This is a genomic window from Paenibacillus amylolyticus (assembly GCF_003719335.1).
GTDB lineage: Bacteria > Bacillota > Bacilli > Paenibacillales > Paenibacillaceae > Paenibacillus > Paenibacillus amylolyticus_D.
Genome location: NZ_RIAS01000050.1, coordinates 1 through 723, shown reverse-complemented (window position 1 = coordinate 723; position 723 = coordinate 1). Strand labels below are relative to the sequence as shown.

Here is a 723-nt window from a genome sequence, read left to right as displayed (position 1 = left end):
GTGAAGTCGTAACAAGGTAGCCGTATCGGAAGGTGCGGCTGGATCACCTCCTTTCTATGGAGAATCGTCTTCTGCAATGAAGACATTCAAATATGCAACTTAGTTGCAAAAACTTACTCACTCGTTGCTCAGTTTTGAGAGCTCAAACTCTCAACACTTCTCGTTGATTCGACCGACACAGATGTGAACGGCCCGAACCAAACGATTTGTTCTTTGAAAACTAGATATCGAAACGAAACAAACGCGAATTAGAACATTCCTTTAAGCTGATCTTGTGTAAACAAGTGAAGTGTTTTATAAGGTAGATTGCTGGAGCGAGTGATCGAAATGGAGCGACTTTTGGATTTGCGCAAGCAAACCAAGCGGAGCGACAGCTCGAACACGAGCGCAATGGTTAAGCTACTAAGAGCACACGGAGGATGCCTAGGCGCTAGGAGCCGATGAAGGACGTGGCGAACAACGAAACTGCCTCGGGGAGCTGTAAGCAAGCTTTGATCCGGGGATGTCCGAATGGGGAAACCCAGCTGGGGTAATATCCAGTTACTCACAACTGAATACATAGGTTGTGTAGAGGCATACCAGGGGAACTGAAACATCTAAGTACCCTGAGGAAGAGAAAACAATAGTGATTCCGTCAGTAGCGGCGAGCGAACGCGGAGAAGCCCAAACCAGAGAGCTTGCTCTTTGGGGTTGTGGGACGTCTCACATGGAGTTACAAAGGAG

At 47.6% G+C, this 723-nt stretch carries 2 rRNA genes; both read left to right on the top strand.

Annotated elements, in window-relative coordinates:
- Positions 1-54 (top strand): 16S ribosomal RNA (locus tag EC604_RS29510); the annotation flags it as partial.
- Between the two features lie 338 nt (positions 55-392).
- A 23S ribosomal RNA gene (locus EC604_RS29505) occupies positions 393-723 on the top strand; the annotation flags it as partial.